We start from the raw sequence: 25,045 nt of genomic DNA, 5'->3' as shown, positions 1-25,045 counted from the left end.
CCGTTCGCCTTGAAGCCGGCACAGTCCGGCGGGGCGGCGGCATAACACGTCAAACGAATCGATTTGACGCTTCCTCTCAAGGAGACACCCCATGGAGATGCCATCCGCGCAACTTGGCGCGAACCCGAACGGACAAGACAAGCCCACAGGCCGTCTGTCTGCGTTGACCCAATTTTCGATCGGCGGATTGCCGCTGCCGATGTTCGTGGCGATTGCCGTCGTCGTGGTGCTGGCCGCCATGACCAACCGCTTGCCGAACGACATGATCGGCGGCTTTGCCGTGCTGATGCTGGCGGGTGCCGCGCTCGGCGAACTTGGCCGGCGTATTCCCGTGCTGCGCGTGATCGGCGGCTCGGCGATTCTGTGTCTGTTCGTGCCGTCGGCGTTGCTGGGCTACAAGCTGATGGACGACGCGTCGCTGAAGGCCATCACGACGACGATGAAGACGGCGAACCTGCAATACCTCTACATCGCGTGTCTGGTGGCGGGCAGCATTCTCGGCATGAATCGCCGGGTGCTGATTCAGGGCTTCCTGAAGATGTTCGTGCCGTTGTTCGTGGGCACGATCACGGCGGTGGCAGCGGGCATGCTGGTGGGGCTTTGCTTCGGGTATGACCCCAAGCACACGTTCTTCTACATCGTCGTGCCGATTCTCGGCGGTGGCATTGGCGAAGGCGTGTTGCCGCTGTCCATCGGGTATTCGGAAATTCTCGGCGAGTCGCAGGCGCATCTGGTTGCCACGCTGGTACCGGCGGCGCTGATCGGCAACGTGGTGGCGATTCTCGCCAGCGGCGTACTGAACCGGTTTGGCGAGCGTTATACGAAATACAGTGGCGACGGCATGCTGGTGCGCACGGGCGACGATCTTGAGTTGCTCAAGCTGCAAAAGGAGGACACGTCGCTCGATCTTCGCCTGATGGGCGCGGGGTTGCTGCTCGGCTGCACGCTGTACATCCTCGGCTCGCTGCTCGCGCCGGTGACGGGCATTCCGGGGCCGGTGCTGATGATCGTTGCGGCTGCGGTGCTCAAAGTCTGCAAAGCGATTCCGGCATCGATGGAGAGCGGCGCGTATCAGATGTACAAGTTCATGTCGACGAACCTGACGTTTGCGATTCTGGTCGGTCTGGGCACGCTGTTCGTCTCTTGGGACAAGCTGGTGGCTGCCTTCACACCGGCGTATTTCGTGATCGTGACGGTGACGGTGCTGGCGATGATCGCGTCGGGCTTTTTCGTCGGCTTGTGGCTCAAGATGTATCCGGTCGAAGCGGCGATCATTACGGCTTGCCACAGTGGTCTGGGTGGCACGGGGGACGTGGCAATCCTGTCGTCGTCGAACCGCATGGGGCTGATGCCGTTCGCGCAGATTTCCACGCGTATCGGCGGGGCGGCGATGATCGTGGTGGCGACGATTCTGATGAAGTTCCTGCACTGACGGCAGCAGGGTAGTGGGGCATCAGAGGGGCATAAGATGTATTGCGGGGCCATGTTAAACTGCCCCGCAACCTCTTTTGCGGCGGCCGGTCTAGCCGCCTGTGCCTTCGCGGCGCCCTTGTCCCCACTGTCATGCGACTGACCGACTACACCGATTACAGCCTGCGCACGCTCATCTACGTTGCGGTACATCCCGACGAGCTGGTGCACGTGCAGGCGGTGGCGGACGCCTTCGACATTCCCAAGAATCACCTCGTGAAGATCGTGCAAAAGCTCGGGCAACTGGGCTTTTTGCATACGGTGCGCGGGCGTGCGGGCGGAATCCGTCTGGGGCGGGCGCCGGAGCGTATCGGACTTGGCGAAGTGGTGCGCGCGATGGAGCCGGATTTTGCACTGGTGGAGTGCTTTCATCAGGGCGATAACGCGTGTGTGATTACGTCGGCATGTAACCTGAAAGGGGTGCTGGGCGACGCATTGCGGGCCTACTTCGCCGTGCTCGATCGCTACACGCTGGCCGATTTGGTCAACAAACCCGACGCGCTGCGGCGGCTGCTCGGCGACGCCGTGGTCGCAGCCGCGATTCCCGTGAGCGAAATCAAGGTGAATCGCGCCACAAAACGCGGTAGTTGAGCGTTTCCACGACCGCCGGATTGCGGTTATTCCCCCCTTTCCATCGACGGCATCTATCGCCGTCATAGCCACGCCCAATGGCTATCGTTTGATTTGGACGATTGGTCGCATCTTGCAGACGGCCAGCCGCGAAATTCCGCCTCGATTTCCCTAATCTTGAGTCGTGCCCAGTCACACCGTTCCAAGAGAAACCAAACCTCTTCGGTACGACTGGAAAAAACATGGCTTCAGATGCCAATCGACAGGAGTTTCACCATGAATACCCGCCTCTTTGCTGCTGCTCTGGTTGCTACCGCAACGCTCGTCTCTGCTTCGGCCTTCGCCGGAGAAACCCAAACGGCCTATACCGGCGATTCGCAAACCGTCGCACAAGCCGCCCCGCAAGGCATGACCCGTGCGCAAGTCCGCGAAGAACTGCGTCAAGCCCGCGCTTCGGGTCAACTCGACCAATCGCTGGAAACTTACCCCTCGCTGCTGCAACAACGCACGTCCGCCGGGCTGTCGCGCGCGCAAGTTCGCTCGCAAATCGGTACGGCCGCCACGGTCGGCGACAACCGCGCTTAATGGTGTCTTGGCTGGCGCTGGGCTGACGCCCAGACGCGCTTTACCGCAGGACCGACCGAAGCCCCTTCCCGCTGCTCAGGCAATTTCAACTGGCCTAGGGAAGGGGCTCCGGTCGGTCCTCTTCATTTCCCCGTCTCTTTCGAACGAAACCATCGGCGTCGGCTTGATGGTTTTCGCTTTGCAGGGGTGACGAGCAAGGGGCGGCCAAATCCTCCATAATCGGCGCACCGGGTCTTCATGATGAGTGCGCCATGGATCGGCTCTCTACGCTTATTTCGAATTTCGGCGTTCGCGCCGGTGTGTTTCACAGCGGCGGCCTGTGTGGCGTTGCCAGCTACGGCATCGACTCGCACGACGGCGGCCACATGCACCTGCTGCGAACCGGCGAAGTCGCCCTCGTGCTGGAAGACGGCACCCGCCAAGACATCGTCGAACCCTCGCTGATCTTCTTTCCCCGCCGTAATCACCACCAACTGCTCTCTGGCGAAGGCGATCGCACCGAACTCGTGTGCGGCTCTCTCTCGTTCGACGGCGGACACAATAATCCGCTGGTCGCCGCGCTGCCGGAATACCTCGTGCTGCCCACGCAGTCGCTCTCCACACTCGATCTCACGCTGAACTGGCTGTTCGCCGAAGCGTTCGGCTCGCAGTGCGGCAGGCTTGCCGTGATGGATCGGCTGTTCGAATTGCTGGTGATTCAACTCCTGCGCCACGTGCTGGAAAAACGCATCGTCAATCGCGGCATGCTTGCCGGTCTGGCCGACCCGCGACTGGCCCGCGCGCTGCACGTCATTCACCACCAGCCCGGTGACGCGTGGACGGTGGAGTCGCTGGCCAACACCGCCAACATGTCCCGCGCAAACTTCGCCGCCCAGTTCCGTGAAGTCATCGGGCAATCGCCCGCCGACTACCTGCTCGACTGGCGCATCGGACTCGCCCAGAAACGCCTGCGCGACGGACAACCCATCGCGCGCGTCGCCGATGAGGTCGGCTACGACAGCGCCTCGGCACTGGCGCGTGCGTTCCGCCGTAAAACCGGTGCAAGCCCCCGCGACTGGCTGCGCGCGCAAATGCACGCCGTCACGATGTTGCCGCCCCCGCGCGTGACGCTGGTGCCGCCATTGCCTGCGCAGGCCGCCTGAGCGACGGGGATGACCAGCGACGATGCCGTAGGCCATTCGCGCCTGCGCTGACGCATTGGCGAATGGCCGATACTGCTGACCCTGCTTAGAACACGTGGCTGACGCCCAGACGCACGATCGTCTGCGAGTTGGTGGCCGACGACATGCCGTTGGCGGCATCGCCCACGGAGGCGGTGGCGTCGATCACGTTGCCGAACGCATCGAGCGTCGCGCCGGAAGCCTTCTGATAACCCACCAGTGCATACAACTCGGTGCGCTTCGACAGGTTGTAGAACGCCGCCAGATTGAACTGGTGGTACTTCGCACCCGAAGCGTTGGCCGCCGGCGCATTCACGTTGGTGAAGCTGTAGCCGCCGCCCAGACGGAAGGCATTGGTGAAGCGATACATCGCGAGTACGCCAACCGTGTCGAACTTCGCCGTGCGCGTGAAGCGAGAGTAGGCGCCGGGCGAATACTCCGTGTGGCTGTAGTTCGCGCCCAAGGTGGTGTTGTTGCCGATCTGATACGTCATGGCCGTGGCGATGATGTCGCGCGACTTGGCACTGGCGTAACCGGCGTTGATCGACGAGCCGAATGCCGATTCTGACGAACCTGCCCAACTGCCGATAGTGGTGTCGGTGGCGCTCGCCTTGTCGTTGTTGGCATGTGAGTACGCCAAGCCCCACACGAGCGGGCCGCCTGCATACTGGCCAGCCAGCCCCCATGTGTTCTGACGCCCCATCGTGCCCGCCTGACCGCCGAAGCCGTACATGGCACCGAACGTGAAACCGGCCCACGTCGGCGAGCGGTACTTCACGCTGTTGTTCACGCGCGAGCTGTGGTCGAGGTTATCGACGTCGCCCGGGTGTGCCGCTACGCCGGAGAGTAGCGCGGTGCCGCCCACGGAGCCGACGAGGTCGATCAGCGGATCGTACTGGCGGCCGATGGTGATCGTGCCAAGCTTCTGGTCCTGCAAGCCGACATACGCGTGGCGGCCGAACTCGGCGCCGTTCTGGCTGGCGGTGCCGTTGGCGAGGCTGAAGCCGTTCTCAAGGCGGAACAGCGCTTTCAGGCCGCCTCCGAGATCTTCTGTGCCTTGCAGGCCCCAGCGGCTACCCTGCCACGTGCCGCTCTGGAACGCCGTGTTGGACGCGCCACTCATGACGGCCGGACGGCCAGCGGCGCCGGCTTTCGTCACGGAGGCGACGTTGCTGGCATAACCGATGCCGCCGTCGACGATACCGTAAAGCGTGACGTTCGATTGCGCATGCGCGAGCGGGGCGAGCGACGCAGCGCCGCAGCCGATAGCCAACGCGACGGCGCGGGCGAGGAGGGAGCGAGAGTAAGCCTTCATGGGTGCATTTCCTAGCGTGGCGGTATTGGCACGACGCGTCGCACGGGTTGTCGTTCCCCGAGTCGATTTGCCGTGGATAAAATTAGGAATCCTAAAAATATGACGAAGAAATGTCCGTTGCGGGATGTCTCGATGTCAGTCCGTGTTCAGGTTCCTGTCCTCTGTGGCTACGCGCGAAGTGTGTTCGCGCGCAGCCTGGGTTTGATGCAGCGTTGCTTTGTTGCGATGCTCTGTTGCGTTATTTCGCCGGGGTCGCCGCCTGCGGTTGGGCGAGGGCGGCGCGCAAGCGCGACGGCGAATCGGTCATGACGGCGTCGAAGCCCAGTTGCGAGGCGGCTTCGTAGTCTTGCGGGGTTTCTACACCGAAGGCGACGAGATGCACGTTGCCCTGCGATTTGAAGCACTGCACGGCGGCCGGTGTCCACCAATTCGCGACAACTTTGGAGATGCCTTCGCCGAGCGTGAAGCGCTCGATGACTTCGACCTGACGATGGAATTCGATACCGGCCCACGTGCCCGGTGCCGGCGGCGTCACGCACTGACCGCCAAGCGCGGCGGCCACGAGACGGTTACGTGTCGCGTCGCGCGATTCGAACAACTGGGCCTGCGGACGGCGCGCACGCATGCGGTCGGTGGCTTCCGCTTCGGTGGAATACAGGCGCACGCGCGACCAGGCGTTGGTCTCGTCCAGCACCTTGATCACGGCTTCGACGAGCGGCGCGGCAGGCGTCTGCTTCATGTCGAGCAGCACCGGCACGTTGGCTGGTGCGGCAGCGAGCGCCTCACGCAGCGTCGGAATCGGCAGCGAATGATCGCGATACGGGTACACGGTCTGTCCGTCGGCACCCTTACGCGAGAAGCTGTAGCCGGCGTTGAGCTTGCGCACGTCGGCGTAATCGAGATCGGCCAGCTTGCCCTTGCCATCGGTCAGGGCCGAGAGATCGGCCGGACGGTACATCACGGGCACCCCGTCGCGCGTGACCTGCACGGTCATCCACAACGCCTGCGCACCGTTCTGCAAGGCGTTCGTGAAGGCTTGCACGGTGTTCTCGGGGGTGTCGCCGGTGCCGCCGCGATGCGCGACGATCAGCGGCGCGGCTTGTGCGGCGGACGGCATCAGCGCGCCGACGGTGCAGGTGAGCGCGAGCAGCGCGCCAGCGGTAATGCGCGAAAGTGACGGCATGGTCGACATGGACGAAGCGGCAGGCATGGGGGCGGTCTCGTAGAGGTGAACGATTAGCGGTGAACGATTAGAGGTGAACGATGTTAGCGGGGTGACCATGGTCGGCGGGTCAGACGACCTGAATTTCGGGCGTTTGCTGCACGCGATCGCATAGCGGGGCGGGCAGGGGCGCGTCGGTGATGACGAGGTCTTGCTCATCGAGTTGCCCGCCGCGCACGTTGGGCTTGCGCGTGAACTTGTACGCGTCGGCCACGAGAATCCGGTAACGGCTCGCTTCGCGCAGGGCTTCGCGCGAGGCGGCTTCCTGACGGTCGTAATCGAGGAGTGCGCCGTCATCGTCGATGCCGCCTACGCTGTACACGCCGATGTCGGCGCGATAGGCGCGAAACAACCGGTTGGCCTCATCGCCCAGAATTTCGGGGTTGGGCGAGCGCAGTTCGCCGCCGGGCACGATGACGCGATGTTCGGGGTTTGCCGCCAGCACCAGCGCGGCGCGCAAGTTATTGGTAATGACAGTCAGGCGCTTGCGATGCACGAGGGCGACGGCGACTTGCTCTGGCGTGGTACCGATGCCGAGCAGGACGGTGGCGCCGTCGGGAATTCGGTCGGCAGCGGCAAGCCCGATGCGGATCTTGCCTTCGAGGTTGCGCACGCGCCGCACTTCGTACGGTTGATTCGGCCCCGGTGTGAGCAGCCGCGCGCCACCGTGATAGCGGCGCAGTACGTTGGCATCGCAAAGCGTGTTCACGTCGCGGCGAATCGTTTGCGTGGCGACGCCGAAGTGCTCGGCGAGCGCATCGACACTCATTTCGCCATGCTGGCGAAAGAGCGAAACGATGCGGGTCTGGCGGTCGGAAAGGTCCATCGGGCTGGCGTAGCTGACGCATTCGTTCTGGAATGGGCGCCAGCTTGACAGCGATGCATGACATTCAAATGACGGAGTGAAATGTTCAAATGAACATTTCTACCCGGTGAGACAGGTTCATTGGCGCTCTGCTGTCAGCCGAATGGGTGCATTCGCCTCGAACTTGGCTCGGCGTGTGGAGAAGAACGTGCGCACGTTGCGAATGTTGGTCGAGCTTTTGAAGAGCCGTCGCGCCAGTTCGTCGTATTCGGGCATGTCTGCGACTTCAGCGACCACCACGAAGTCAGGCCCCGGTGAGACGCGGTAGCACTGGGTGACCGCGGGCTCGGCGCAGATGAATGTTTCGAACGTATCGAAGTCTTCCGCCGTTTGCCGGTCGAGGCTCACTTCAACGACAGCGGTGAGCGTCGGGCCGAGCTTCGCCCGATCAAGCACGGCAATCTCGCGCTGGATGACGCCGCTTTCCTTGAGCGCACGCACGCGGCGCAGGCACGTGGGAGCCGACGCATGCACGCGTGAGGCCAGTTCGAGATTGGTGATCGATGAATCCTCTTGCAGCGCCCGCAGGATCCGCAGATCAAGGTCATCCAGAAATACGCCCGCCATGAGGCCTCCGGGAAATTTTTATGAAATAATATTTCAACCTATTGAATTATCGTTATTTTATTTCATGAGCAGTCGATTTTTGATCGTTAATTTCATTTCATCGACTCTACCATCGCTTCACTGGTTCTTTTGAACAGCATTCACGGAGAAGCGTCATGTGTGGAATTATCGGTGCCGTTGCGCAGCGGGATATCGTGCCGAACCTGATCGACGGCCTGAAGCGGCTGGAGTATCGAGGTTATGACTCGTGTGGCGTGGCGCTCTACAACGATGCGCAACTGGTGCGCGCTCGCAGTGTCGAGCGTGTCGCCAACTTGCAGGAAGCCGTGACGCGCGACGCACTGACGGGGTACACGGGCATCGCTCACACCCGTTGGGCGACACATGGCAAGCCGGTGACCGAGAACGCGCATCCGCACTTTTCCCCGCGCGAAGACGCTGCGCGCATTGCGCTCTCACACAACGGCATCATCGAGAACCACGAAGCGCTGCACGCCATGCTGGAGCAGCAGGGTTACGTGTTCACGAGTCAGACGGACAGCGAGGTCATCGCGCACTTGATCGACCATTTGTACAACGGCGATCTGTTCGATGCGGTCAAGGACGCGGTGTCCCGCTTGCGCGGCAGCTACGCCATCGCCGTCATCTGCCGGGACGAGCCGCATCGCATCGTGGGCGCACGCGATGGCATGCCGTTGATCGTTGGTGTGGGCGAGGGAGAGAATTTCCTCGCGTCCGATGCGATTGCACTGGCGAACGTGACCGATCAGATCGTGTATCTCGAAGACGGCGATGTCGTGGACGTGCAATTACATCGCTACTGGATCGTCGACGCGGCGGGGCAGCGCGCGGAGCGTGCGGTCAATACGGTGGCGGCGCATAGCGGTGCGGCGGATCTGGGGCCGTATCGCTACTACATGCAGAAGGAGATTTTCGAGCAACCGCGTGCGGTCGCCGACACGTTGCAGGACGTTACGGCGATCATGCCGGAGCTGTTTGGCGACAACGCGTGGCGGGTGTTCAACAAGGTTGAGTCGGTGTTGTTGCTCGCATGTGGCGGCAGTTTCCATGCGGCGTTGACGGCGAAGTACTGGATCGAGAGTCTCGCGCAGGTGCCGGTGAGCGTGGAGATTGCCAGCGAGTATCGCTATCGCGAAAGCGTGCCGAATCCGAACACGCTGGTGGTAGCGGTGTCACAGAGCGGGGAGACGGCGGACGTGCTGGGCGCCGTGCATGTCGCGAAACGTTTGGGCATGACGAACACGTTGGCGATATGTAACGTGGCAACGAGCGCGTTGGCGCGTGAGTGTGAATTGACGTTCTTCACGCGAGCCGGGGTGGAGATCGGTGTGGCATCGACGAAGGCGTTCACGACGCAGTTGGTGGCGCTGTTCTTGCTCGCGTTGACGCTGGCGCAAGCGAGGAAACGCTTGTCGGAAGAGGATGAGCAGCATCATTTGAAAGCGCTTCGCCATTTGCCGGATGCCATGAGCAAGGTGTTGGCACTGGAGCCGCTGATCATCGCTTGGGCAGAGCAACTCACACGGCGGCAGGACATTCTCTTCCTCGGACGCGGCATGCACTATCCGGTCGCGATGGAGGGCGCGTTGAAGATGAAGGAGATTTCGTACATCCATGCGGAAGCCTACGCCGCAGGGGAGTTGAAGCACGGCCCACTGGCGTTGGTCAGCGATCAGATGCCGGTGGTGGCGGTGGCGCCGAACGATCGGTTGCTGGAGAAGTTGAAGTCGAACATGCACGAGGTGAGCGCCCGCAACGGCAAACTGTATGTGTTCTCGGATTTGGACTGCGGTATTACACCGGGGCCCGATCTGGATGTGATTCGACTGACCGAGCACTACGGCATGCTGTCGCCGATTCTCCACACGATTCCGATGCAGTTGCTCGCGTTTCACGCCGCATTGGCGCGCGGGACAGATGTCGACAAGCCGAGGAATCTGGCGAAGTCGGTGACGGTGGAGTGAAGGGGCGAGCCTTGTTCAAGGCTATGCAATAAGATTCGCCGCCGCATTCTCGACAATCGCTCGCTTCAGTTGCGCGAGCGCTGGCGGCATCTCCGCAGACGCAGTGTGCAGGCAGAGTTCGACCGAAGGCAGGGGAGGGAGGCCGTCTTTCTCCCCGAGTCGTCTTAGCGTGGGCGGTAGTCCTGCCGCCGTTCGCAATGTGATGCCCAACCCTGCCGCGACCCCAGACCAGAGGCTCTGGAGACTGGCTGTCGAATAGGCCAGTCGCCACGAAATATTCGCACTATCGAGTGCGCTGATGCCGGCTCGGCGGAAGAAGCATGGCGGATGGTAAAGCGCCAAATCCAGCGGCATACCCGGACTCAGGACCACATCGGCATCGACCGGTCCGATCCATGTCATCGGCAGCGTCGCCAAGTGCTCCGCATCGGCACGACGCTCGTAACCCATCGCAAGCACAAGATCGAGCTCGCCTCGGTCAAGACGCTCAAGCAACACGCCATTGCGTTCCACCGCGACTTCCACCCGTACCCCCGGATGGGTCTTCTTGAACTGTCCCAGCGCCTTCGGAAGCCAACTCTCAGCGAAATCGCCCGGCAAGCCGAACCGCACCACGCCCTCGATCGACGCGCCACGCACCGCCCGTACGACTTCGTCATTCAGATCCAGAATGCGATGCGCATAGGACAGAACCAACTCACCAGACTCTGTCAGCGCCAGTCCTCGCCCAAGTCGGCGAAACAGCGGCATGCCGACCTGCTCTTCAAGCTTGCGCATCTGCTGGCTGACGGCCGATTGCGAGCGGCCTATGCGTTCGGCAGCGCGATTCAGGCTGCCAAGTTGTTGCGTAGCGAGGAACGTCCGCAACGCGTCCATATCGAGGTTGGGCAATGACATGATTCAGTTATTCTGAATGGTCGATGCCGAATTATCGCATCCACTGAACTTTCATATCTCTACTATCGATGGCAGCGTGTCGTTGCGACGCGCGCGAAATTTCGAATGCCATCACGGAGGAACGCACGGTATGAATGGTCAGATGATTTTTAAGCGCGGCATCCTGAGCGCGGTTTTTGCCGCCTGCGCGGGGGTGACGAGTGTCGTGCAAGCGGACGCGTCGGCCACCCGAAATCCGCTCGCCGGGACTTGGACGTTGGTCGCCGCAGATGTCCAGCATCCCGACGGCACGCGAACCAGTGACTACGGGGCCGCGCCCAAGGGCTTGCTCGTTATCGACAACGAAGGTCGCTACTCGCTGCAAATTTTCAAATCGGAGCGACCGAAATTTGCGTCAGGCGACAAAGGCGTCGCGACGCCGGTCGAGTACAAAGCGGCCGTCATGGGGGCCAGCACGCACTTCGGCACACTCAGCATCGACCCGGCTGCGGGGACACTGACCTTTCACATTCAGAACGCTTCGTTTCCCAACTGGGAGGGGGAGCAGCAGACGCGAAGCTATGCGTTAAACGGCCGAGAACTGAGCTACCGCGTGACGCCGCGCCCGAATGGAGACGTCCCCATTTCCGTCTGGCAACGCCTCGATCTTCCTATGCCGTCGCCGTCCACACCGCAAGCTCGTAGCCGTCCGGGTCAATGAAATGGAAGCGGCGGCCGCCCGGAAACTCGAACACCGGGCGGCTGACTCTGGCACCTGCCGCTTCAATGCGCCGCTGCGTTTCAACGAGATCGTCCGCATACAGAATGATCAACGGGCCACCCGGGCGCACCGCTTCCCCCGTCGTGAAGCCGCCGGTCAGCCGGCCATCCGTGAATTCGGTATAAGCCGGGCCGTAGTCGGTGAATGTCCAGCCGAAAACGTCGCCGTAGAAGGTCTTGCTTCGCGCAATGTCGCTGACATTGAACTCGATGTTGTCGATCTGTCGGTCCTTGCCTCGAATGCTCATGTCGATCCTCTTGTGAATGACTCGGTGTTTGCGGGGTGATCACCCATTTCCATGACGGCGGGGGGCAAGCGTTCGACACGACGTCCAACATGGGACGTGTCGGCAACTGCCCGGAATTCATCCCGGTTTCATTTCGATGGTGTATTGACTATTGCGTTGCCGGAACGCTTCCCAGATCAAGGAGTTGTATGTCGTTGGCCGTACTGATTGTAATCGCTGCCATTGCCTGCCTTCTAGGGCGCCTCAAGTGGCGCCGTACCAGCATCACGTTATTCACCGTGTGCGCGGTACTGTTTTTCGCCGTGGGCTGCGGCTGGGTGCCGCAATGGATGCTCGGCGAGCTGCAATCGCGCGACGCCGCCAAGCCGGCCATTGCATGGGGCGACCGTAATGTGATCGTTCTGTTGGGCGCCGGAACGCAGCGCGTTGCCGGGGCCGATGGCGTAGAGCCGGGCGCATTTTCGTATGCCCGCTTTGTCGAGACGGTCGAGCAATACCAAGCCTGTCGGCAAGCCAAGCCGAATTGCATGATTATCGTCAGCGGCGGCGACGCCAGAAAGACCGGCGAATCGGAAGCGGCTGTCTATCAGACGACCCTCGTCCGCATGGGCATCCCCGTTGGCGATATCAAGCAAGAGCCGAAGAGCATGAACACATGGCAGAACGCCGAGTTCACATCGGGCATCCTGAAAGCGCACGGCGCGGATCGTGTGGTGATCGTGTCGTCAGGCTTTCACCTGCAACGCGGCGCACTCTACTTCTCGCACTTCGGTGTCGCGGCAACGCTGGTGCGCGGCGACTATTTGCAGGCCCAGCCGTCCCTGTTGCCGCTCGCTTACAACTTCACCGTCACCGACCTCGCGCTGCATGAATACATCGGCATCGCTCGCTATCACGCCTACAACGCACTCGGCTGGAACCCGGAGAGAACGTTGCCGGGGCAGGCGTGATTTCAGGCGGCGTTGTACAGCACTCGATGCGCATCGCCTGCCACTCACATCAATACGTCTGATCCGCAATCACCCGGGCCACTGTTTGCAGGGCCTGCGATAAGGCGGGAATTGCAACGGAGCCAAGGGCCAACCGAATCGCGTGCGGCACCTGCGGCGATGTTGCGAACGGCTCGGCGGTCGACACAGCGATGTTCTCCTGCATCAACGCATGGGTGATCGCGTCGGCCCGTACCTCGTTCGGCAGGGGAAGCCAGACGAAGTACGACGCCGGGTGGCCGATGCGCGTGAGTCCATCTAACAGGTCGGCTGCGAGTGCCTGACGCATCGTGGCGTCGCGTCGCTTCTCGGCTTCCATTCGTTCCACCGTGCCGTCTTCGACCCACCCGCAGGCAATCGTCGTCATCATCGCCGGGGTGTTCCATGTCGTCGCGCGAATCGCACGTTCGAGCTTCGGCACCCATTCCGGCGGTGCGCAGAGAAAGCCGACGCGCAGGCCCGTCGCCACACTCTTGGAGAAACTCGAAACGTAGACCGTCCGCTCCGGCGCGAGCGCGGCCAACGGAGGCGGCGCATCTTCCGCGAGATACGCGTACGCCGCATCTTCGATCAGGAACAAGCCGTGCTGACGTGCGATGGCGACCAGCTCGCGACGCCGCGTCGCGCTCATCACCCAGCCCAGCGGGTTGTGCAAGGTCGGCATGGTGTACACCGCGCGCACGCGGCGTTGCCGGCACAGCGCGGCCAGTGCGTCGAGATCTGGCCCATGGCCGGCCGCCGGAATGGGCGCAAGCTCCAGCCGGCAGGCTTCGGCGGCTAACTTGAAGCCGGGATAGGTGAGCGCGTCTACGGCGACGACATCACCGGGCTCAAGCAACGCCATCGCCGTTGTTGCCAACCCGTGCTGACCGCCGCTCACGATCAACACGGATTCCGGCGATACCGTCAGTCCCCGACGTTGCACGTGACGCGCCACGATCTCCCGTTCGTGCTCACGTCCGCCGTGCGGCTGATATCGCAGCAGCGCCTCCAGATCGCCGCCCGCCGCCAACTGACGCAGTGCCGTGCGTAACAGTCCCGCCTGTTCCGGCAAGGTCGGCGCGTTGAAGGTCAGATCGACGCGCTCCGTACTCCATCCGTACAGATAGCTGCCTTGGGCGCTGGGCAGCGCCTCTCGCACGAAAGTGCCGCGGCCGGTTTCTCCACTCACCAGCCCCATCGCCTGCAACTCCGCGTAGACGCGTGTCGCCGTGACGAGCCCGAGCCCTTCACGCGCCGCGAGTTCGCGGTGGGTCGGCAGGCGCGTGCCCGGGCGCAGCCGTTGTGTCCTGATGTCGTCGGCCAGTCGGTCGACCAACTGCTTGTAGCGTGCCTGCGGCATGGGGAAGTGTATCCATGACAATTATTTGATTGTCATGATTATCGGCTCTACGATGCCGCAATACAACGCCGCAATACAACGCCGCAATACAACGCCGCAACCCACGAGGCCCCCCATGCGCTCCACGCACATTGCCATTCTGACTTTTGAAGGTTTCAACGAACTTGACTCGCTGATCGCGCTCGGCATTCTCAACCGGGTCAAACGCCCCGGCTGGCGCGTGTCGATCGCGTGCCCGACCGGCAAGGTACGGTCGATGAACGGCGTGGTGATGGAAGCGCAGGCGTCGCTGGAAGAGGCTTGCGAAGCCGATGCTGTGCTGGTCGGCAGCGGCTTGCTGACCCGCGACGTGGTGGCCGATGCCGCGTTGATGTCGCGGCTGCGTCTCGACCCGGCGCGTCAGTTGATTGGCGCGCAGTGCTCGGGCACGCTGGTCCTTGCCAAGCTGGGGTTGTTGAATGGGGTCGCCGCGTGCACCGATCTCACGACGAAGCCGTGGGTGCAAGAGGCTGGTGTGCCGGTGCTCGATCAGCCGTTCATGGCGAAAGGCAATGTGGCGACTGCTGGCGGATGTCTCGCCTCACAATATTTGGCGGCGTGGATGATCGCGCGTCTGGAAGGTTTCGAAGCGGCGCGCAGCGCCATGCACTACGTGGCGCCAGTCGGCGAGAAGGTCGAATACGTGACGCGCGCGATGGCAAATATTTCGCCGTATCTTCACGACACTCCCGAGGCGGCGCTCGTCGGCGTGTGAGCCGCGCGCGTCAGGGGAGTGCCGTTTGCGCTGGGGCAGTTCAGGTTGCCCGGCGCACCAGCCGCAGGCCGCTCGCGATACATCCCGCAGCGGAGAACGCGGCACCCCATGCGAGCGCGAGCGTGGAGCCATGCGTGCCGACGAGTCCGAATGCCAGCGCGACCAGTGCCGCCCCCGTGGCCTGACCGAGCAGGCGCGACGTGCCGACCATGCCGCTCGCGCCGCCACTGCGCTCGGGCGGTGCGCTATGCATGAACGCCTTCAGATTCGGCGACTGGAAGAAACCGAAACCCAGACCGCACAACGCCATGCGCCAACTGATGTCCCAGACCTCGGCATGCGCGGGCATCACGGCCAGCAAGGTCATGCCGATACTCAGCATGCCAAGACCGATGGCGCCCAGCATGCCGGCGGGATAACGGTCCGACAAGCGTCCAGCGACCGGCGCAATCGCCGCCACGAAGAACGGCCACGGTGTCATCAGAAAGCCGGTCTCGATCGGGCTGCGATGCAACACATTCTCGAAGTAGAACGGCAGCGAAACGAGCCCGAGGCCCTGCGTCGCAAACGCACAGATGGCGGTCACGGTCGACAGCGCGAACGCGGGCAGACGCAGCAAATCGACCGGCAGCATGGGGGCGCGATGACCTCGTTCGCGGCGAATCAGTGCCCAGCCACAAACCACTGCACCCACGAAACACGCCAGCGTCAGACGCCAGTCGGCCTGTTGCGCACTTTGCCCCAGCGCGAAGATCAGCAGCGCGAACGTCATGACGTTGAGCAGCGCAGCCACCGTGTCGGGCTTGTGTTCGCTGCGCGGCGTGTCGGGCAGATTACGTCGCCCGAAGGCGAGTGCGAGCAGGCCGGTCGGCACGTTGATCAGGAACAGCCACGGCCAGTTGCCCACCGAGAGCACGAGCGATGCAATGGTCGGCCCGATGGCGAACGAGATACCGACGATGAGTGCGTTCAACCCGACGCCGCGCCCCAACTGATGCGGCGGATACAGGAACCGGATGAGCGCAATGTTCACGCTCATCACGGCCGCCGCGCCCACGCCTTGAAGCAATCGCGCCACGGCGAGAAAGCCGAGCGACGGCGACAGCGCGCACAGTATCGAGGAGATCAGGAAGACCGCCACCCCCGCCATGAACACGCGCTTGTGGCCGACGCGCTCACCGAGTGACGCGAACGGCAGCAGCGTGGCGACCATCGCGAGTTGATAGGCGTTGACGATCCACACGGAAGCCGAAGGCGTGGTGTTCAGATCGATCGCCATCTGCGGCAGTGCGGTGTTGCAAATGGCGGTGTCGAGGCTGGCCAGTGAGACGGCGAGCAAAATCGCCGTCATGGCCAGACCGCGGCCGTTGGCCGGCGGTTCGTGCGTCTGGGTTGCGCGGGTCACACTCGCAGCAGCGGAGGCGCTCGCCGCCGGGGTGTCGGCGGTCGGGGGCAACGATGACATGACGGATCAGCCCTCGGCCAGAATTTGGCGGATGGCCTGTTCGAAGACTTCCGGCGGCTGACCGCCGCTCACGAGATGGCGGTTGTTGAAGATGATCGCGGGCACCGAACTGATGCCGAGATTCTGATAGTGACGCTCCAGCGCACGCACTTGCTCGGCGTACTCGTCCGTGGACAGAATTTCGCGGGCACGCGCCGGATCCAGTCCTGCCTGACTGACGGCTTCGATCAGCACTTCCGGATCGCTCGTGCGCTTGCCGTCGACGAAGTACGCGCGGAACAAGGCTTCCTTGAGCGCGAGTTGCTTGTCGTTATCGACCGTCTGTGCCCAGTGCAGCAGACGATGCGCGTCGAACGTGTTGTAGGCGTGCGTGCGCAGATCCATGCGCATCGGGAAGCCTTCTGCTTGCGCGCGGGCGCTGATGTTGGCCTGATTCTGCGCGAGTTGCTCGGGCGAGAGACCGTACTTGCGCGACATGTAATCGGCAAGCGGCACGCCTTCGACGGGCATATCGGGGTTCAGCTCAAAGGGGCTGAAGTGCAGGTCGACGTTGACCTCGTCGCCCAGACGGCCGAGGGCGGTCTTCAGGGAGGCAAGGCCGATGGCGCACCAAGGGCACGCGACGTCGGAGACAAAGTCGATGTTGAGGGTGGCTGGCATGGGCTGACGGCGCCGTGGCGGCGCGTGCAATGAAAAACGCGTCGCCTTGGCGCGACGCAACATCGCAATCGTCGCACAAATCGCCTGATCGCGCCCGGACGTGCCGCGTTTCATAACGCCGGTTCATGGTGCGAAACGCGGCGTGATGCAGGACAACATCCCGTCAGTCCTGCCTAGCCAGACGGATGCCCTAGGGCTTGGGCGGCACCAGTTGCTGCTGCTGGCGCTTGAGCGAGTCGATCATGATCGACGCCGCATCGGCCCAGTTCTGCATGCCGCCGCCAGCGCCTTGTCCGCGCACCATGCGCACATGGGCGAGGTCGAGCCGGGCGCGTGTGTAGTCCTGCGACGACGCCCGCGCAAACCACTTCTCGGCTTCGGCGTAGTCGCGCTGCACAACCTTGCCCTCGAAATAGGCTTCGCCGAGCAGCGTCTGCGCGATGGGATAGCCCATGCCCGCCGCGCGGCGGTAGTACGTCATGGCCGACTTGCGATCGGCGGGCACGCCGTAGCCTTCCTCGTAAATCATGCCCAGCGTGGTGAGTGCCGCCGGATCAGATTTGCGCGCCCGCAAGGCGGCGATGTCGTTGCGGTCGGCCCGTTGTGCCGCGACGCTCAGGCGGTACTCGGCGTCGTCCCACGCGTTAGCGCGTTGGGCTTGCGTGCCGTCGTTCGACGGACCGCCAACGCTGTTGGGCGCACCGCGTACGGTGGCTGCCTGTGGCGCGTTGCGCGGCGTCACCGGGTTGGATGCCACCAGATACTGCGCCGCGAGTGGCACGTCGCCGATGAGGCCGCTGGCGATCCACGGCCGCTGATGGCCGCCGGTGATCTCGGTCACTTGCTGCTGCGTGAGTTCGAGCGCGTGCTTGATGGTGGCGCCCGGCGCCTTCACGTTCATGGCGAGATAGTAGGCGAACGGGCTGTTGTCGATGGCCTTGCCGAACGTGCGCATCGAGTCGTAGGCCGCCGCCTGATCGGCCGTCGAGAAGGCGATCAATTCGCCCTGACCGACTTTCTCGGGCTTCAGCCCGGGGCCGGTCGGGCCGCGCGAGGGCACGCGGCAGGCATCGATCAGTGCGATGAACGACGCGGGCGACGAGGCCATCACTTTCATGCGCACGGCCGCCAGACGCGAGGCACGCTCAAGCAACAGCTTGCGGGTCATGGCCGACACCGGCACGCCCGTGTGCACGGGCACGAGAAAATTGTCGCCCCCCGCCTCGAAGCCGTGCCCGGCGTAATAGAGAACCGCGACCTGGGCGCCCCGCGCGCGCTGCGTGAGCCAATCGGTCGCCGCGTTGAACTCCTCCAGCGACAGGTCTTGCGCGATCTTCGTTTCGAACCCGAGTTGCCGGAACGCTTCGCCCATGAGCTTGGCGTCGCCTGCGGGCGAGATCAGCCGGTCGCCACCGTCATAGCCGCTGTTGCCGACGACGAGCGCCACCTTGCGTGCGGGCGCGGGTGTGGGTGCGGATGTGGCGGCGGAGGCCGCTGGCGGCGCAGCGCTGGACGCCGTCGCGACGGTCATCGCGCAGACGAGGGCGAACAGCCAACGGAGTAGCGAGGCAGGCGTCATGGTGTGTGTGGCAAATGGCGGATGACGAACGAGGCAGCGGTGCCCATCAGGTAAGACAAGCCCGGTATGCGACCACACATCCGCGTGCGCGGGTACCTGTACTTTCTGACAGATGTGGCTGGCCGGAGACACCGGTACGATGCCCCGCGTGCGTCACTTTTGAGCGCGCCAGAGCATAGCAGAGAATGAACCTCTTAATCACCGGCGGCGAACCCGGGACGACAACGGCGCGGACCTGCCTGTTTCGTCATGCTGCGGCAGGATCATTTGTGCGAGAATGCGCCGCTCAGGATGCCGAAGCGTGCCGTGTAACGGCACTGCGCCAGACGTCCTGCCGGGGAGGATTCACACGACGGATTGCGACGGTTCTGAACGAATTGCATCGTACTGCGTGGGAATCTGGCACACAGAAAAAGACGACCAGACAATAAGAATGAAACGACTTGCAGGCGGATGGCACGCCCTCGTCGCGATGCGGCGTGCGCGCGTCATGGCCATTGGCGCCATGGCGGTTTCCCTCGGGTTGGGCGGCTGCGCCGTGACCCGCAATCAAAACGGCAACATGACTTACGGGTTCGACGAGGCCAGTGTCTTCGGCACGACCGTCGACACGTTCAAGCTCGCCGACGGCTCCGAAGGTGTGTTGCGACGTAGCAACGGCAAGTACACCGTTAAGCTCGAACGCTACATGCGCGTGCTGCCATTGGGCAACGCCATGACCGCGCGGCTCGTGCGATCGGAGACGATCGGCGATCGCTCTGTTGTGGTGTTCGAAACGCAAGAGAACAACTGCCCGTTCAAGTACGTGCTGTATGCCATTCAGGGCAGCGACGTGCTCGGCTGGACCTTCGGCAATTGTCAGGATCGTCCGCGTGCCGATCTGGTCGACAACGGCCGTGCGCTCGTGTTCGACTTTCCCGGCAACGGCCGCCTCGTGCGCCACACGTACATGGACAGCCGCTTGCTTCAGTCGGCCATTCCGGTGCCGCCGGGTGTCGACATCCGCCACAAGCCGTTCGCCGATGGATCGCTCAAGGCCATCGATGATCCGGCCGACGCGAATCGCTTCGCACCGCTGCCGCCGCAGAACGCCAACACGAATGGCGCACGTGCGACGGCCTCGAACCCGCCGAAGCGCCGTCAAAAGACTGTCCCGGCCGCACCGGCGCAGGCACCGAATGCGCCTGCTGTCGCGAGCAACGCGCCGTCGGGTGGCCGCACGATTCCGGCGCCGCCTGCGGGCCCCGTCGCGTCGAACACGCTCTCGTTCGCCACTGAAGAAGTCAAACCTGTTCGCGTCGACCTCCGGAACTGACCGTGCGCACTACCTTGCTCAAGCAGACGGCCTTTCTGATCGCCGTCACCGTGGTGTATCTGATTTTCGAACTCGGCTTCAATGGACGCCTGCTCGATGTGGTCGGCGGGGCGGCGACGCCCGACGACGTGCATCACATCGAGTACTTCGGCCGCACGCTCTCGGGCATTGCGGCGGCGCTCGTGGTGTTGCAACTGATGCTCACGCGCCGCGCCAAGGGCGGGCAGGGCAAGCCGTCGTACCGCACGATCGTCATTGCGTGTGCGGTGACGATCGTCGTGGTGTTCCTCGCCATCAAGACGCTGGTCGACGTGCTCGTCAATACCCGTGACGCGCAGTTTCGGCGCACGGCGGCCAACACGGTGCTGATGCAGCGTTCGCTGGTCGATGGCCGCCTGCAACTGGACGGCCTCGGTGTGGGCGACGGGGGCTTCGCGCGCCCGGAGGGCAAGGCGTTTCTCGCGTTGTTTCCGGTGATGGCCGTGTCGGTTGATCGTCTTGACGAGAAAACGCGTGCGGTCAAGACCACGCTCGTGCGCGACAAAGTGCGCCGAGAGATGGGCGGTGTGCAGTCGTATTACGACCAGTACACCGACGGCATGAAGCGACTGCACAAAGACTGGAACAAGTACGCCGCCGTGATTTCAGATGGCGACCCCGATCTGCTGAAGGAGCAACAGCGCGCGTGGAACGACTATCGCTCGCGCCTGAGCCGTCGCGGCTGGCAGCCGGAGACCGTGCCGTTCTACGCGCGCGGCAAGGTGTCGGCGAGCGTGCGGCGCGATCTGCCCGCGCTGCCGTCGAACTGGAATCCCGGCGACATGGTCAGTTTCTATCGTGCCGTGGGGGTGAAATACCGCCAGCAGGCGGCACGCCGCGTGCAGTCGGTAGAGGTCGGCGGCGAGACGATTCCGCCGGGCTTGCCGTACGAGGCGTTTGTCGCGCGCCGGGGCGTGCAGAACAAGCTGCGTGAAGAAATGCATCTGCCGGCGACAGCCGTGGTGCAGGCGAGCTACACGAGTGCGGCGTCGTTCGAGCAGTTGTTCGAGCAGGCGGTCGACGAAGAAACGCGCAAGATGATGGTGCAGCTCGATGCCCCCGCCAGCGATTACGCGGACGGCGGCAAGTGGGCGAAGGAAGGCCTCGACGCCACGCGTGCGGCCATCGTGCCGGCGGTGGCGCTGTTCTTCTCGCTGCTGGGCGCCATCGGTCACTTCTCGAAGCTGCTGTTCCTCTCGGCCAAGGGCGTCATGCTCGCGCGCGCCGCTGCCGACGGGAAGCTGAGCAAGCGCGCCTCGCGTGCAACGCTCGCGGTGCTGCTCTCGGGGTTGATCGGCGTGTGGGCTGCGTTTTCCTTTTCGTCGAACGTCATCACGCGCAGCGACCTGTTCCATCAGATGATGGCGTGGGCAAGCGGCGGCACATCGGGTGGTCACGTGCTCACCAACATTGCACATGTCGTGGTGGTCGGGCAGGGCTACGGCTATCCGCTGAACGAAGCCATTCGGCAAGACGTGCTGATGGGCTTCAAGTACGGTTACGACCCGCAGGTCAGCGCCTCGAAGAAGGCAATGTAAGGACGCACGCGACATGACGAACTTCTCCACCTTGCCGCGTTTGCGGCGCACTGCCGTGACGGCGCTTGCCGTCAGCATCGGCGCGATTGGCTTCAGCACGCAGGTGTTTGCCTCGTGTCTGGGCATGCAGATTCATGCGCATCGCGGCTCGGCCAGCGCGCCCGAGAATTCGGCGCGGGCTTTGCAGACCGGTTATGCCGGCGCATGGGACGGCGTCGAGACTGACATGCAGCAACTGAGCGACGGCACGTGGGTGCTGCATCACGACTTGCAGACGGGACGCTCGGTGTTGGCGGGTGCGCCACGACCGGTGTCGCAACTGACGCAGGCGGATTGGCGCAACGCGCGCATGACGCTCAATGGCCGCCAGACCAACGAGCCGCCGCCGTTCCTCGCCGATGTGCTCGCCATCGCGAACACCTTTCCCGGCAAGACGCTGAACGCCGAGATCAAGGAGGTGGTCAGCAACTGCACGCCGATTCAGGGGCTGGTCACGCAAATGAAGCAGGGCGTGCCGCACGGCAACTGGTTCCTCACGTCCGGGTTGTTGCAGAACCTGCGCTGTGCCCGCACGGCAGATCGTCAGGGCTATATGGGGCTGATCGTGTTCGATGGACGCAATGCCGAGGCGGCCGGATCGAACAAGCTCACGAAGTTTGTCGCGCGCCATTCGAAAGCGCCGGTGCTCAATCGCGCATGGATGGACCACCTCGTCGCGCAACTGGGTTTGCCCGCAGGCGTGCACGTCGACGCGCGCACGATGGACGCGAATCCGTATCTGCTCGATGACGCCGCCGATACCCGGCTCGCCGTCTTCGCCTATGCCGTGCAGGGCGACGAGGCGCTGGCGGAGGCCATCGGTCATGCCAAGGCACGCACGGGCAAGTTGCCCAGTGGCGCGGTGATCGATGGCGATGCACAGGCATTTTGCCGCCGTGTGACGCAGGTGATCGGGCAGCGCTAGTGCAGCGTCATGCCGACTCCGGCTGGATGCGTTAGCATCGTCAGATCATTGCGCTGACACCTTCCGCCCCCATGACAAACGACGTTCATTTCTACGACCCCGCCCAAGGCCACGGCCTCTCGCACGATCCGTTCAAGGCGATCGTTGCGCCGCGCGTCATCGGCTGGATTTCCAGCCGCGACGCGCAAGGGCAGGTCAACCTCGCGCCGTACAGCTTTTTCGGTGCCTTTGCGACGTTCCCGCCGATCATCGGCTTCTGTAGCGAAGGCTTCAAGGATTCGATCTCGAACATTGAGGCGACGCGCGAGTTCGTCTGGAATCTGACCAGCAAGTCGCTGGTCGAGCAGATGAACAAGTCCTCTGCACCGGTGGCGAGCGATGTCGACGAGTTCGAGCTGGCCGGGCTGACGAAAGCGCCCGGCGTCAACGTGGGCGTGCCGCACGTCGCCGAGTCGCCCGCATCGCTCGAATGCAAGCTGTTGCAGGTGGTTCGCCTGCATGATCTCGAGGGCAAGCCGATGAACAACTGGCTGGCGCTCGGGCAGGTGGTCGGTGTGCATATCCGCCGCGAGTTTCTGCGCGACGACGGCACCTTCGATACCCTCAAGGCGCATCCGGTCATGCGCGCCGGTTATCTCGGCGACTATGCCGAAATCGGCCCGATGTTCGATCTGCGCCGGCCGAAAGCGTAATCCTCCCGCTTTGCATCGTTTGCAAGTCGTGGGCGTTCCTTCGCTCACGTCTTGCAAACGCTCGCCATCTCTCCCAATCCCTGCATTTTCCGCAATGCGCTATTGACGAAATCGACGCGGCGCGCGATTGACACCGTCGCGGGTTTCGTCGCGTCCACCGGTGGACGTTGCGGGGCGGGGCTGCGCGTACGCCCTCATTCATCGACCGGCCGTCGGATAATGCGCTCGCAATCATTTGTAAAATTTGCTGCGATGCAAAATGTTTTCGAGCCGCGTATGCTTGCGACCTTCATTGACGCCGCCGCGCCTGGCGTCCCTTCCTGCGGGCATTGATATGCCTTGATTAGCGCGCATCGCCATGGGTGATGCGTGCGGGGTCGATTCGTGCCTGGCTGCGTCGATGGAGAGCTTCTGCTCTCTGTTTTTGTTGCAGCACACCAGGACTCTCCCCCCATGTTTCCCATCCTGTCGCTTCTTATCTGGACACCCATTCTGGCCGGCGCGCTCATCATGCTGCTCGGGCAGGACCGCCATCCCAATGCCGTACGCTGGACATCGCTCGTGGCAGCGGTGGTTGCCGCGCTGCCGATCATTCCGCTCGTGCGCGGCTTTCACACGCGCGTGGCGGATATGCAGTTCGTTGAGCATTTCCGCTGGATCACGTCGTTCGATGCGTCGTGGCACGTCGGTATCGATGGCCTCTCGCTCTGGCTCGTCGCGCTGACCGGCGTGACGACCATCATCGTGGTGCTGGCGTCGTGGCGCGCAGTGACCACGCGCATGAGCGCGTACTTCGGCAGCTTCCTCGTGCTCTCCGGGCTGATGCAGGGCGTGTTCACCGCGCAGGACGGCATGTTGTTCTTCGTGTTCTTCGAAGCCACATTGCTGCCGCTGTATCTGCTGATCGGTGTGTACGGGCGGGCCAATCGCACGCGCGCGGCAGTGAAGTTTTTCTTCTTCTCGCTGACCGGCTCGTTGATGATGCTGCTCTCGATGCTGTATCTCTACATGCAGACGCAGAGCTTCGATATCGCCCGCTGGCACGAACTGCATCTGCCGCTGGCGGTGCAGGTGATGCTGTTCATCGGATTCCTCGGTGCGTTCTCGGTCAAGGTGCCGATGTGGCCGGTGCACACGTGGCTGCCCGACGTTCACCTCGATGGTCCGACGGGCGCGGCCGTCATGCTCGGTATGTTGAAGATGGGCGGCTATGGCCTGCTGCGATTCAATCTGCCGCTGCTGCCCGATGCGAGCCACTTCGTCGCGCCGGTGATGGTGGTGCTGTCGCTGATCGCGGTGATCTACGCGAGCCTTGTGGCGCTGGTGCAGACCGACTTGCGCAAGCTGCTGGCGTATTCGGCGGTGGCGCACATGGGGCTGGTGACGCTCGGCCTGTTCCTGTTCTCGGAAATGGGCACCGACGGCGCGGTGATGCAGATGATTTCGTACGGCATCGTCTCGGGGGCCATGCTGCTGTGCACGGGCATGTTGTATGACCGCACGGGTAGCTCGTCGATCGACGCATACGGTGGTGTGGCGGCAACGATGCCGCGCTTTGCCGCGTTCGCGATGCTGTTCTCGATGGCGAACGTGGGCATGCCGGGCACGTCGGGTTTCGTCGGCGAGTTTCTGGTGTTGATGGGCGCCATCAAGGCCAATTTCTGGATCGGTGCGCTCGCCTCGCTGACGCTGGTGCTCAGTGCGGCCTACACGCTCTGGATGTACAAGCGCGTGATCTTCGGACGTGTCGGCAATGCGAGCGTGGCGTCGCTCAAGGATGTGAGCCGTCGCGAATTTGCGCTGCTAGGCGCCATGGCGGTGATGGTGCTGGCTATCGGTCTTGATCCGAAGCCGCTGACGGACGGCATCGATGCGACCGCGATTCAGGTGGTGCAGGGGATCGAACAACATCGTCTGCCGGCCAACGATCCGGGGAGCAGCGAAGTGGCAGGGCGCCGGCATGGTGACGCCGCCGGGCGCGCTTCGGTGACGGTGAAGGGGGTGCAGCCGGCGGCCTGAAGGTCGCGGGTTGTGTAGCGAGAGGGGGCAAGCGCGAGCATGCCCC

The 25,045-nt window shown here is 63.2% G+C and carries 23 protein-coding genes; 13 read left to right on the top strand and 10 right to left on the bottom strand.

The features are described 5' to 3' along the window. Positions 1-91: 91 nt before the first annotated feature. The 4 genes from CDV46_RS14130 (at position 92) to CDV46_RS14115 (ending at position 3,767) form a co-directional block, all read left to right on the top strand. Positions 92-1,432, top strand: coding sequence for a 2-hydroxycarboxylate transporter family protein (locus CDV46_RS14130; RefSeq protein WP_087688352.1), 1,341 nt, complete (start codon positions 92-94; stop codon positions 1,430-1,432). 131 nt (positions 1,433-1,563) lie between these two features. After that, a complete protein-coding gene (locus tag CDV46_RS14125; protein WP_087688351.1) occupies positions 1,564-2,061 on the top strand; it encodes an Rrf2 family transcriptional regulator in 498 nt (165 codons plus the stop codon). 255 nt (positions 2,062-2,316) lie between these two features. Beyond that, positions 2,317-2,625, top strand: a complete 309-nt coding sequence (locus CDV46_RS14120; protein WP_170935971.1) for a DUF4148 domain-containing protein — start codon at positions 2,317-2,319, stop codon at positions 2,623-2,625. Positions 2,626-2,876: 251 nt separating this feature from the next. After that, complete coding sequence (locus tag CDV46_RS14115) at positions 2,877-3,767, top strand: AraC family transcriptional regulator (RefSeq protein ID WP_064675104.1); 891 nt, start codon at positions 2,877-2,879, stop codon at positions 3,765-3,767. An 85-nt stretch (positions 3,768-3,852) separates the two neighbouring features. On the opposite strand, the gene CDV46_RS14110 is transcribed toward CDV46_RS14115, so the two are convergent. The 4 genes from CDV46_RS14110 to CDV46_RS14095 form a co-directional block, all read right to left on the bottom strand. Next, on the bottom strand, positions 3,853-5,100 hold the full coding sequence (locus CDV46_RS14110) for a porin (RefSeq protein WP_087723113.1): 1,248 nt from the start codon (positions 5,098-5,100) through the stop codon (positions 3,853-3,855). 238 nt (positions 5,101-5,338) lie between these two features. Next, complete coding sequence (locus CDV46_RS14105; protein WP_254916052.1) at positions 5,339-6,310, bottom strand: glycerophosphodiester phosphodiesterase family protein; 972 nt, start codon at positions 6,308-6,310, stop codon at positions 5,339-5,341. A gap of 82 nt (positions 6,311-6,392) precedes the next feature. Then, positions 6,393-7,148, bottom strand: a complete 756-nt coding sequence (locus CDV46_RS14100; protein ID WP_087723111.1) for a DeoR/GlpR family DNA-binding transcription regulator — start codon at positions 7,146-7,148, stop codon at positions 6,393-6,395. 117 nt (positions 7,149-7,265) lie between these two features. After that, positions 7,266-7,754 (bottom strand): Lrp/AsnC family transcriptional regulator, encoded by a 489-nt coding sequence (locus CDV46_RS14095; RefSeq protein WP_087723109.1) that lies wholly within the window; start codon positions 7,752-7,754, stop codon positions 7,266-7,268. A 155-nt stretch (positions 7,755-7,909) separates the two neighbouring features. Between CDV46_RS14095 and glmS the strand changes: the two genes are divergently transcribed. Further along, positions 7,910-9,739 (top strand): glutamine--fructose-6-phosphate transaminase (isomerizing), encoded by a 1,830-nt coding sequence (glmS, locus tag CDV46_RS14090; RefSeq protein ID WP_087723107.1) that lies wholly within the window; start codon positions 7,910-7,912, stop codon positions 9,737-9,739. Between the two features lie 21 nt (positions 9,740-9,760). Here glmS and CDV46_RS14085 read toward each other — a convergent pair whose 3' ends face one another. Beyond that, positions 9,761-10,636, bottom strand: coding sequence for a LysR substrate-binding domain-containing protein (locus CDV46_RS14085; RefSeq protein WP_087723105.1), 876 nt, complete (start codon positions 10,634-10,636; stop codon positions 9,761-9,763). A 130-nt stretch (positions 10,637-10,766) separates the two neighbouring features. Here CDV46_RS14085 and CDV46_RS14080 point away from each other — a divergent pair, with 130 nt between their 5' ends. Then, positions 10,767-11,336: a lipocalin-like domain-containing protein gene (locus CDV46_RS14080; RefSeq protein ID WP_087723103.1), complete on the top strand. Its 570-nt coding sequence runs from the start codon at positions 10,767-10,769 to the stop codon at positions 11,334-11,336. Here CDV46_RS14080 and CDV46_RS14075 read toward each other — a convergent pair. After that, a complete protein-coding gene (locus CDV46_RS14075; protein ID WP_087723101.1) occupies positions 11,287-11,643 on the bottom strand; it encodes a VOC family protein in 357 nt (118 codons plus the stop codon). The two genes, CDV46_RS14080 and CDV46_RS14075, sit on opposite strands and share 50 nt — an antisense overlap. Positions 11,644-11,831: 188 nt before the next feature. On the opposite strand from CDV46_RS14075, the gene CDV46_RS14070 reads away from it, so the two are divergent. Then, positions 11,832-12,593, top strand: coding sequence for a YdcF family protein (locus CDV46_RS14070; protein WP_087723099.1), 762 nt, complete (start codon positions 11,832-11,834; stop codon positions 12,591-12,593). Positions 12,594-12,642: 49 nt separating this feature from the next. Here CDV46_RS14070 and CDV46_RS14065 read toward each other — a convergent pair whose 3' ends face one another. Beyond that, the gene (locus CDV46_RS14065; protein WP_087723097.1) at positions 12,643-13,974 is read right to left on the bottom strand and encodes an aminotransferase-like domain-containing protein; all 1,332 of its coding nucleotides are present in this window, start codon (positions 13,972-13,974) and stop codon (positions 12,643-12,645) included. 115 nt (positions 13,975-14,089) lie between these two features. Between CDV46_RS14065 and CDV46_RS14060 the strand changes: the two genes are divergently transcribed. Next, on the top strand, positions 14,090-14,728 hold the full coding sequence (locus CDV46_RS14060) for a DJ-1/PfpI family protein (protein WP_087723095.1): 639 nt from the start codon (positions 14,090-14,092) through the stop codon (positions 14,726-14,728). Positions 14,729-14,768: 40 nt separating this feature from the next. Here the strand turns inward: CDV46_RS14060 and CDV46_RS14055 are convergent, their stop codons facing one another. The 3 genes from CDV46_RS14055 to CDV46_RS14045 all read right to left on the bottom strand — a co-directional run bounded on the left by CDV46_RS14055 (position 14,769) and on the right by CDV46_RS14045 (position 18,432). Next, a complete protein-coding gene (locus CDV46_RS14055) occupies positions 14,769-16,193 on the bottom strand; it encodes an MFS transporter (protein WP_087723093.1) in 1,425 nt (474 codons plus the stop codon). Positions 16,194-16,199: 6 nt separating this feature from the next. Continuing rightward, positions 16,200-16,853: a DsbA family oxidoreductase gene (locus CDV46_RS14050; RefSeq protein ID WP_176399082.1), complete on the bottom strand. Its 654-nt coding sequence runs from the start codon at positions 16,851-16,853 to the stop codon at positions 16,200-16,202. Positions 16,854-17,043: 190 nt separating this feature from the next. Beyond that, positions 17,044-18,432 carry a caspase family protein gene (locus CDV46_RS14045; protein ID WP_087688336.1) on the bottom strand — a complete coding sequence of 463 codons (1,389 nt, stop codon included), beginning with the start codon at positions 18,430-18,432 and terminating at the stop codon, positions 17,044-17,046. Positions 18,433-18,865: 433 nt separating this feature from the next. On the opposite strand from CDV46_RS14045, the gene CDV46_RS14040 reads away from it, so the two are divergent. The 5 genes from CDV46_RS14040 (at position 18,866) to CDV46_RS14020 (ending at position 24,999) form a co-directional block, all read left to right on the top strand. Continuing rightward, a complete protein-coding gene (locus tag CDV46_RS14040; RefSeq protein ID WP_087723089.1) occupies positions 18,866-19,747 on the top strand; it encodes a hypothetical protein in 882 nt (293 codons plus the stop codon). A 2-nt stretch (positions 19,748-19,749) separates the two neighbouring features. After that, complete coding sequence (locus CDV46_RS14035; RefSeq protein ID WP_087723087.1) at positions 19,750-21,324, top strand: hypothetical protein; 1,575 nt, start codon at positions 19,750-19,752, stop codon at positions 21,322-21,324. Positions 21,325-21,337: 13 nt separating this feature from the next. Next, entirely contained in the window at positions 21,338-22,288 is a 951-nt protein-coding gene (locus tag CDV46_RS14030) for a glycerophosphodiester phosphodiesterase (RefSeq protein WP_087723085.1), read from the top strand. Positions 22,289-22,359: 71 nt separating this feature from the next. Beyond that, positions 22,360-22,980: a flavin reductase family protein gene (locus CDV46_RS14025; protein WP_087723083.1), complete on the top strand. Its 621-nt coding sequence runs from the start codon at positions 22,360-22,362 to the stop codon at positions 22,978-22,980. 453 nt (positions 22,981-23,433) lie between these two features. Then, positions 23,434-24,999 carry a complex I subunit 4 family protein gene (locus CDV46_RS14020; protein ID WP_087688331.1) on the top strand — a complete coding sequence of 522 codons (1,566 nt, stop codon included), beginning with the start codon at positions 23,434-23,436 and terminating at the stop codon, positions 24,997-24,999. Positions 25,000-25,045 lie beyond the last annotated feature (46 nt).

It is taken from the genome of Pandoraea sp. PE-S2T-3, from assembly GCF_002179965.1.
GTDB lineage: Bacteria > Pseudomonadota > Gammaproteobacteria > Burkholderiales > Burkholderiaceae > Pandoraea.
Note: the sequence above shows the minus strand (reverse complement) of the source record. Positions and strands in the feature narration are given on the sequence as shown.

Excerpts from the sequence above, each read along its gene's own strand:
- CDV46_RS14045 (WP_087688336.1), bottom strand. The coding sequence starts at position 18,432 with ATGACGCCTGCCTCGCTACTCCGTTGGCTGTTCGCCCTCGTCTGCGCG.
- CDV46_RS14070 (WP_087723099.1), top strand. The coding sequence starts at position 11,832 with ATGTCGTTGGCCGTACTGATTGTAATCGCTGCCATTGCCTGCCTTCTA.
- CDV46_RS14105 (WP_254916052.1), bottom strand. The coding sequence starts at position 6,310 with ATGCCTGCCGCTTCGTCCATGTCGACCATGCCGTCACTTTCGCGCATT.
- CDV46_RS14030 (WP_087723085.1), top strand. The coding sequence starts at position 21,338 with ATGACGAACTTCTCCACCTTGCCGCGTTTGCGGCGCACTGCCGTGACG.
- CDV46_RS14025 (WP_087723083.1), top strand. The coding sequence starts at position 22,360 with ATGACAAACGACGTTCATTTCTACGACCCCGCCCAAGGCCACGGCCTC.
- CDV46_RS14125 (WP_087688351.1), top strand. The coding sequence starts at position 1,564 with ATGCGACTGACCGACTACACCGATTACAGCCTGCGCACGCTCATCTAC.
- CDV46_RS14055 (WP_087723093.1), bottom strand. The coding sequence starts at position 16,193 with ATGTCATCGTTGCCCCCGACCGCCGACACCCCGGCGGCGAGCGCCTCC.
- CDV46_RS14060 (WP_087723095.1), top strand. The coding sequence starts at position 14,090 with ATGCGCTCCACGCACATTGCCATTCTGACTTTTGAAGGTTTCAACGAA.
- CDV46_RS14095 (WP_087723109.1), bottom strand. The coding sequence starts at position 7,754 with ATGGCGGGCGTATTTCTGGATGACCTTGATCTGCGGATCCTGCGGGCG.
- CDV46_RS14080 (WP_087723103.1), top strand. The coding sequence starts at position 10,767 with ATGAATGGTCAGATGATTTTTAAGCGCGGCATCCTGAGCGCGGTTTTT.
- CDV46_RS14100 (WP_087723111.1), bottom strand. The coding sequence starts at position 7,148 with ATGGACCTTTCCGACCGCCAGACCCGCATCGTTTCGCTCTTTCGCCAG.
- CDV46_RS14065 (WP_087723097.1), bottom strand. The coding sequence starts at position 13,974 with ATGCCGCAGGCACGCTACAAGCAGTTGGTCGACCGACTGGCCGACGAC.
- CDV46_RS14115 (WP_064675104.1), top strand. The coding sequence starts at position 2,877 with ATGGATCGGCTCTCTACGCTTATTTCGAATTTCGGCGTTCGCGCCGGT.
- CDV46_RS14120 (WP_170935971.1), top strand. The coding sequence starts at position 2,317 with ATGAATACCCGCCTCTTTGCTGCTGCTCTGGTTGCTACCGCAACGCTC.
- CDV46_RS14085 (WP_087723105.1), bottom strand. The coding sequence starts at position 10,636 with ATGTCATTGCCCAACCTCGATATGGACGCGTTGCGGACGTTCCTCGCT.
- CDV46_RS14110 (WP_087723113.1), bottom strand. The coding sequence starts at position 5,100 with ATGAAGGCTTACTCTCGCTCCCTCCTCGCCCGCGCCGTCGCGTTGGCT.
- CDV46_RS14020 (WP_087688331.1), top strand. The coding sequence starts at position 23,434 with ATGTTTCCCATCCTGTCGCTTCTTATCTGGACACCCATTCTGGCCGGC.
- CDV46_RS14130 (WP_087688352.1), top strand. The coding sequence starts at position 92 with ATGGAGATGCCATCCGCGCAACTTGGCGCGAACCCGAACGGACAAGAC.
- CDV46_RS14050 (WP_176399082.1), bottom strand. The coding sequence starts at position 16,853 with ATGCCAGCCACCCTCAACATCGACTTTGTCTCCGACGTCGCGTGCCCT.
- glmS (WP_087723107.1), top strand. The coding sequence starts at position 7,910 with ATGTGTGGAATTATCGGTGCCGTTGCGCAGCGGGATATCGTGCCGAAC.
- CDV46_RS14040 (WP_087723089.1), top strand. The coding sequence starts at position 18,866 with ATGAAACGACTTGCAGGCGGATGGCACGCCCTCGTCGCGATGCGGCGT.
- CDV46_RS14075 (WP_087723101.1), bottom strand. The coding sequence starts at position 11,643 with ATGAGCATTCGAGGCAAGGACCGACAGATCGACAACATCGAGTTCAAT.